The sequence below is a fragment of the Novosphingobium chloroacetimidivorans genome, from assembly GCF_014204535.1.
GTDB lineage: Bacteria > Pseudomonadota > Alphaproteobacteria > Sphingomonadales > Sphingomonadaceae > Novosphingobium > Novosphingobium chloroacetimidivorans.
In genome coordinates this window covers 1-6,299 of sequence record NZ_JACHLR010000051.1, presented here as the reverse complement: position 1 = coordinate 6,299, position 6,299 = coordinate 1, and the positions used below count along the sequence as shown (strand labels likewise).

Genomic DNA, 6,299 nt, shown 5'->3' with positions numbered 1-6,299 from the left:
ACCCATCGCTGCCTCCTTCGTGAGGCTGCCTATGAATCACACGATCGGCTCAATGGGAATCCCCCTCCGATTCCGCCCATCATGAAAATGCTCTAGGCCACGCTCGAGAAGCTCGAAGCTGTCGCGCTGCGTCCAGGCTCCGGTGGCGTCGGAAGCCCCGCACACCCGGGTCATTACCTCGTTGAGCAGCTTGCGGTCGACTGTGCCGGCAGCGATCTCTGCGGCGATCATGTCCTCGCCCGTGTCGACGGCCGCGAAGCTGGAGAAAAGGTCGGTCATGGGGATCTCCTGATGCGTCCGATCATTCGGACCACATCATCCCCTCCCCCTCCTCTCCCGGGCGTCTCAGACTCCCATCGGCACCGCTGCCCAGTCCTCGTGCGGATGCGGGCTGTGCCGCCAGACTCGGAACCCCTGGTCGCGGTAGACCTCGGCGGCTCGCCGTGCCGTGACGTCGCCTTCAGGATCGTTATCCTGCGCGATCACGATCGTTCGGACGTGCTTGGGAACGCCGATGAGGTGCAGCCGCGCATTTCCGAGCGCAGCCCAGGCGGGCACGCCCTTGATGCGGGTGTAGCAGGCCGCGTCCTCGAAGCCTTCGGCGATCGCGAGCGTGTCGGTCGGAACCGCACCTTGCCACGCCGCCGCGCCCGGATTTCCGAGCATCAGCTTTTCGGTGTAACCGCCCGTCGCCGGATCGAGGAAGATCCGCTGCAGAGCGCGAAGCGCCCTGCCCTCGCGGACCGCAACTAGGACGGCCGGCTTGAACACGGCATGCGGACTGCGTCCCTTGGGACAACGCGGATGAAAGCGGACATCCGTAGCGCTTGCGGGAATCCCGCGTCGGATGAGGTACTTTTCGCCGAGCGTGCCGACGATCGGGACTGCAGCTTCCCAGATGCGGTCGAGATTGGCGCCTCTGGACGGCGCCGGGAGTTCGTTGAACTCATATCTTTGGTTGGGCTTGATCTGGTCCAGTTCACGCAGGATCACCTCCGGCTCGCAGCCAGCGAAGCAATGGACGAGAATACCGTGGTCGCCCTGCCTCAGGGATAGGCTTGGGGTTTGATCCTGGTGCACCGGGCACCGGCAGGTGGCAGAGTAGCCGTGCCACTTGCCTTGTAGCGATCCGACCAGGTCTATGAGCCGCTGAGACGGGCGATTGGTGATGATCGGCATAACACTATCCTCCTGCCCAACGACCTCCCGCTCCTCTCCCTCCAAGGATCACCATTGTTATGGTGCAAGCAACGGCAGGCCCCCGGATCTTGATGAGAAAATAGATCCAGTAAGCCAACTAACACGATGCAAATCGAGACTCAGAAAGCGCACATGCCATTTGAACGCCTGTTAGGAGAACAACGACACGGCGAGCGCGTGATGAACAGATACTCGCCCGACGACCTGTCCAGACCTCAACTTTGAACGGACCAGTAGCGGTGCTCATCACCGCGCGGCGCTCGGTACATGCCGCGAACCACGAGTAGCCCGAGATCAACCTCCGCTCGCTCCTGAAACGAGGATCGATGCGATCTGAACCCGGGTCATGCAACCCTCGGACGCATTGAACTCGCAGACCTCGCCTGCTCCGCGACCTCGTGAGCAACCAACGGCGGGGCCTGGCACAGCTCGCCCGCAAGACTGTCGATACGGTCGGCAAATATTCATGGTAGAACGCGATCATGATCCACGAAGCACTCTCCGCTTGGATCGCGCTATACATGGGCGTGGGAGTCCTGGCTGGCATGTGCGCGACCGGCGCAATCGTCCAGACCGCCATCGAGATCAGAGCGGGAAAGTGGCGCCCTCTCCTTTCCTCGCGGCGGCTCGACTATGCGCTCTGGGCCCCACGGATCTGGTTAAGTTGGCAGCGAAACTACCTTCGCGGCATGCCGGTCGTTCTAGCGTCTGCCGCACTCTACGCAAACCACATCGGTTTTGGGGTGCTCGGCGATGTTTGACGTTTCAGAACTGTGCCAGCGAAGCTTTGCGGACCGGCGTTGATCGGGCAAAGACACCATCGGCTGCCGCGACAAACGGCCTGTGTCGTAGAGACCAGCGCACGTCCTCTAGGATGTTATTCACGTATCCGATAGTTTCCCTGATGTACGGAACTCGGCCGACGCGTCTCACACGCGCTGGCCCAGCGTTGTATGCACCGAGCGCCAGATCGTACCGCTTGAACTCGTCGAGCTGCGCTCGAAGATAGCGCGCGCCGCCACGGAGGTTCTCGAGCGGGTCCATCGGATTTCCCACGCCTAGCTCACGCGCGGTTCCGGGCATCAATTGCGCCAAGCCCATTGCACCTACCGGACTGCGAGCGCCGGGGTGGTAGCCGCTTTCCTGCGTCACAAGTGCATCCAGGAGATGGGTTGGGACGCCGGCCTCGCACGCTGCGGTTGCAACAAGGCCGTAATAACGTACTCGACGACGTTCGATCGAGAACGGGAGACGAGGATTTGGTGTATAAGGCTCCCGAGTGCAACCGTGAGCGGCAGTCGGGAATGCGGAAGAAGCAGACGCCAAGCTTCGAAAGAAGCGCGACGCTTTCCCCCTCTTCATCCAATCTGGGATTTGAAGTCCGACTGTCAGAGGAGGAACCTCCGCCGGCGCCGGCTCGACCGCAGAGACATCGCTATCGACGAAATCTGCAAGTGCGCCGGCGAGAATTGGCTCTGGCGTCACAGCATCACCACTCGCTGACGATGATACCTCGTGTGGAGGAGATTGGACGAACGACAAAAGCTCGACTGTCCGAGCTTGACCTGCCGACGCCTGCAGAGCCGCCATGAAGGCAGCGAAGATTACAAACTTCATTTCAAGTACCTTCTTCAAGAAGGCACCTGGTCTCCGTATCGCGGATGTTCGTTACCGCAACCAAGGCCATTGATCAAACGGTATGGAGCACAAGGAAATCCGTATGCCGCCTCCTTGCGGTTCCAATTTCTTAGGTCGGTGATGAGGCCGACGGCGTGGAGCCGCTCTCCAAGCGCGCTCCGCACAACCTCCATGATGAGGACGCTGGGCGCGTACACGAAGACCGGCGCACCGCTTGTGTCGAACTCACGCTTACGGCTGACAAGTTTCAACGTCGAATGCGATTGGAGTGCTTCTTCTTCGCTTGTTTGGTCACAATCGACCACCTCCGCCAAGTCCCGCGAACTCTGCAGATTCGCCGAACCACCCCAGGCGCTTGACATCCAGAAATCTCGCGCCCCCCGCCCTCACAAGACCGTCCGGCAGCGCATCGATGCGCAAAAAGTCTCGAGAGAAACGACTACCTTCTAACCGTGAGAACCGCCCGAACCCCCGAAAATCTACGGCGCTCTATCTCCGCGTGGATCTACGCGTCAACCTAAAGCAAGTATCCTACGGCACGTCGCAGTGCTACTCACGGAGGTAATAAGCTCGCTGAACGGGGCCTTTGATGTGCTCGGCTCGCCTGATGTCGTGAACCTGTTCGGTGCCGACAACGCGTGGGACGTGCTCGAGGAAGTGCCGAAGCGCTACATGCGGGAAATCCCAGTCACCTCGCAGCGGAGCCGCATGGCGACGACCGGCCGCGACATCTTGCGCTGGCTGGCGGAGGACTACCTGCTGACCTCAGTGCGGATCGATTTTGAGTCGCTGCTCGAGGCGGTCGTTGATGCCTGCCATGATTGGCTCACGAGCGCAGAGCCGCTTGGATTGCAGCGCGCCGGAAGCAAGGCCGACCGGGTTAACGTTGTCACGTTCCGGCCAGCCTCCCGGACCGCCTAAGCAGGTTCCTGCCGACGAACTGAGCAAACACAACCGATTACCTTTTTGATGATCAATGGGGCGCAGCGTTAACCTGTCGAGCGTCTACCAGGGAATCGACCTGCAGCCTGGAGATGTCATGGGAGAGAATCATGAGCGCAATCGCAAGGCAAGCAGGGAGTGCAGGTAGCTGGCGCGATCATGACGGACCCATTGCTACGGTTCCTTCAATGCCAGCAACTGAACTCTTCGATCTTCTTTCCGACCGAGAGTTGGAGATTGCTCAGTGCATCATGAAGGGGATGTCGAACAAGGAGATCGGCAAGCATCTCGGCATAAGCCCTTGGACGGTCTCGGCTCACCTGCGAAGCATCTTCAAAAAGCTGGGTACCGGCCACCGAGTCGAGCTATGCTACTTGCTGACAAGTCAAGCGCTCCGGAGTTGAGCTGCGCCTTCAGCGGTCAGATGATCGCTCACCGTAGCTGCCAGAAGGATCTCTACGCGCGCCACGACCCGCGAAGAAGACGTCTGTACTCAAACGTACGCACCTCCAAATCTTTATATGTTGCTAAGGATTCAGGCATCATAGATGATGACATTGGCTTTCAGATGCCGTCCGACCGAAAGGTGACGCTATGATAGAGCATGCAGCTCCCAAGGTCGGCACAATCATAGGGCCACTTGGCGAGAGAATTACCGCCTCTGACCTGCCGCCTCCGGAGACCAACCGCTGGGTGGCTCGCCGCAAAGCTGAGGTCGTGGCCGCAGTGGATGGTGGACTGCTCTCACTTCGAGATGCATGCGAGCGCTATCACCTCAGTCTTGAAGAACTCGCTTCCTGGCAGGTAGCTCTTAAACGTGACGGTCTACAAGGGCTTCAACCGAGGAAGGTTCAACAGAACCGCCAAAGCCGTAAGGATGGACGCCAGCCCAATTGATTGAGCCGCTGGGTTCGCCACAGACACAGTCAGATCGATCGTTTGACATCGACAACATTCGCGTGGCGCCGCCCGATGATCTGCTGGTCGGGTGCTGTCAGCCATGGCCGCCAAAGCTGAAAGCCAGAGTTCGCCGTTCAGCTTTCCGCACGATCCGACATCCGCTCAAGCCTGTAACTTCAAAGAATCGTGTTCCCGATCGGCGCTAGATGACTCTGGCCATCCTGTGCGCTTCCACTCAGTTGTTCAAGGCCGTGTTGTTGGTCACCGCAGTCGTGTGGATCCTGGCGGGATCAGCTGGGCGCCCTCCAACGTCGCCGCGGGTTGCCGGTGTCAAGGTTGAACACAGTAGTCGGTAGTTCCAAGCCGGCGATCATCGTAGCTGCACGCAACTGGACCGCCGGCACCGCTGAGTAGTTGTCCCTGAGTAGTCCAGGAGCTGTGGACTGAGTGCTCTGTCGGACCCTAGCTGACGTACGCCTCAATTGAGATGACCTGATGAAATCAAAGGGCCTCGTGAACCTTGACCTGCTCTCAGATGCTCGCCCGACGAGCTGCAGCGCGTTGGGCAAATAAGTCTATAAGGTATGACGATGGCGGAGAGTAAATGTGACCGGCCCCGGGGGACAGCAGTGATTGAAGGCAAGCACCCTTCGGGTTCGACGACGAGGTGGGTGGCGCAACGCAAAGCTGAGGTTGTGGCCGCGGTCGAACGCGGTGAGCTCTCAGCCACGGAGGTCTGCGAGCGCTACCACTTGTCGACGGAAGAGTTGATCTCGTGGCGGCAGGCTATGCAGCGCAAAGGGATCGACGGTTTGACCGCAAGCAGCATTCGTAAGGCTAAAGTTCGCCGGGAGGAGCGATCAACTTGATCACTCCTGCAAGGTCAGCCTTGTCGCGCACCAAGGCGGCCGGGAGAGTTCCTCGGAGGCGCTGTCAGCAATTCAGTGTAGGTCGACAGAGGGTTGAGGCGCCTCATCCTGATCATCGTCCAAGAACGCTTCAAAGCCATCGCTCTCGAATTTGTCGATAAACGCATTGTAAGCATCCAGCTCTGTGCTGGACATTGCGCTCCAAACTATTGATGTGCCCATGTCATTCACGACCTCAAGTCTCCAGCGAGAACTATATTGTAAGCGGTAGATTTGTACTTCCAGTAAATGGCCGCCGTGAGTAATGCCGTGACATGGGTCCGAATAGATCAGTCCATGCGTGCCTTCAGAGTCTATTATGACGGCGCCCTCGTGACTTGATACAGCGCACCCGTTCGAGGCTTGCCGTACACACTGTATTCACACGCCAAAGCCAGTAAGCAAGTCGAGATTGCCCTGAGCGGTTGCATGCTGGGTTCGGAACCTAGACCGCCGTTTACCACATCCGTATAGACGTAGTATGGTTAAGGTCCCACAAGAGCACACTGCAATCGCCGCGCCTGCAGACAACCTAGAACATTGGTATCGCAACGTAATCCGTCGTTTGCGAGTCCTTGATGCAGTTCATCGAAGTGAAGGTTGATGGCCTTTGGCGGCGCGTGTCCGTGGACGACTGGTGGAAGCTCGGGAAAGAACCCAAGCGTTGCGCATCCTGTCACGGGCCGGTTCACATCACGCAGGATCATAGCG

At 59.0% G+C, this 6,299-nt stretch carries 9 protein-coding genes; 6 read left to right on the top strand and 3 right to left on the bottom strand.

The genetic code is table 11. The annotated features are described in order from the left end of the window. Nucleotides 1–36: 36 nt before the first annotated feature. Together HNO88_RS21450 and HNO88_RS21445 are read right to left on the bottom strand one after the other, a co-directional pair. Nucleotides 37–279, bottom strand: a complete 243-nt coding sequence (locus HNO88_RS21450) for a hypothetical protein (RefSeq protein ID WP_184250780.1) — start codon at nucleotides 277–279, stop codon at nucleotides 37–39. A gap of 66 nt (nucleotides 280–345) precedes the next feature. Next, nucleotides 346–1,179, bottom strand: a complete 834-nt coding sequence (locus HNO88_RS21445; protein ID WP_184250776.1) for a DUF7146 domain-containing protein — start codon at nucleotides 1,177–1,179, stop codon at nucleotides 346–348. 503 nt (nucleotides 1,180–1,682) lie between these two features. On the opposite strand from HNO88_RS21445, the gene HNO88_RS21440 reads away from it, so the two are divergent. Beyond that, nucleotides 1,683–1,961 (top strand): hypothetical protein, encoded by a 279-nt coding sequence (locus HNO88_RS21440; protein ID WP_184250773.1) that lies wholly within the window; start codon nucleotides 1,683–1,685, stop codon nucleotides 1,959–1,961. A 4-nt stretch (nucleotides 1,962–1,965) separates the two neighbouring features. Here the strand turns inward: HNO88_RS21440 and HNO88_RS21435 are convergent, their stop codons facing one another. Beyond that, nucleotides 1,966–2,835, bottom strand: a complete 870-nt coding sequence (locus tag HNO88_RS21435; protein ID WP_246382286.1) for a lytic transglycosylase domain-containing protein — start codon at nucleotides 2,833–2,835, stop codon at nucleotides 1,966–1,968. Nucleotides 2,836–3,450: 615 nt separating this feature from the next. Here HNO88_RS21435 and HNO88_RS21430 point away from each other — a divergent pair. The 5 genes from HNO88_RS21430 to HNO88_RS23255 form a co-directional block, all read left to right on the top strand. Then, a complete protein-coding gene (locus HNO88_RS21430) occupies nucleotides 3,451–3,759 on the top strand; it encodes a hypothetical protein (protein ID WP_184250770.1) in 309 nt (102 codons plus the stop codon). 131 nt (nucleotides 3,760–3,890) lie between these two features. Then, nucleotides 3,891–4,184 (top strand): helix-turn-helix domain-containing protein, encoded by a 294-nt coding sequence (locus HNO88_RS21425; RefSeq protein WP_221420164.1) that lies wholly within the window; start codon nucleotides 3,891–3,893, stop codon nucleotides 4,182–4,184. A 190-nt stretch (nucleotides 4,185–4,374) separates the two neighbouring features. Then, complete coding sequence (gene sciP / locus HNO88_RS21420) at nucleotides 4,375–4,677, top strand: CtrA inhibitor SciP (protein ID WP_184250764.1); 303 nt, start codon at nucleotides 4,375–4,377, stop codon at nucleotides 4,675–4,677. 587 nt (nucleotides 4,678–5,264) lie between these two features. Further along, nucleotides 5,265–5,549: a DUF1153 domain-containing protein gene (locus HNO88_RS23145; protein WP_376768803.1), complete on the top strand. Its 285-nt coding sequence runs from the start codon at nucleotides 5,265–5,267 to the stop codon at nucleotides 5,547–5,549. A gap of 617 nt (nucleotides 5,550–6,166) precedes the next feature. Then, on the top strand, nucleotides 6,167–6,299 hold a 133-nt coding region (locus HNO88_RS23255), incomplete at its 3' end, for a hypothetical protein (protein ID WP_512698576.1).